Origin of the sequence: Aquitalea sp. ASV15 (genome assembly GCF_016429115.1) — a bacterium.
Lineage (GTDB): Bacteria > Pseudomonadota > Gammaproteobacteria > Burkholderiales > Chromobacteriaceae > Aquitalea > Aquitalea magnusonii.
Window position 1 is genome coordinate 1 of record NZ_JAELTZ010000183.1, and the last position, 315, is coordinate 315.

The following is a 315-nucleotide window of genomic DNA, read 5'->3' on the forward strand; positions in this document are numbered from 1 at the left end:
CCCCCCCCCCCCCCCCCCCCCCCCCCCCCCCCCCCCCCCCCCCCCCCCCCCCCCCCCCCCCCCCCCCCCCCCCCCCCCCCCCCCCCCCCCCCCCCCCCCCCCCCCCCCCCCTTTTTAATGATCCGGCCACCACCGAGATCTACACTGTTGTTCGTTCGTCGGCAGCGTCAGATGTGTATAAGAGACAGGTCCAGCGTGGTGCGCAATATGGCTGGCCCGTCCAATCCGCACAAGCGCCTGCCCACCTCGGCACTGGCCGAGCGCGGCATTGCGGTTGACCTGGACAAGGCCCGCGCCGAAGAAGCCGAAGGCCTG

The 315-nt window shown here is 74.6% G+C and carries 1 protein-coding gene; it reads left to right on the forward strand.

Annotated elements, in window-relative coordinates; translation table 11 throughout:
• Nucleotides 1-315, forward strand: a 315-nt coding sequence (locus tag JHD64_RS21425) for a hypothetical protein (RefSeq protein WP_199055683.1), incomplete at both ends; no start/stop codon positions are given.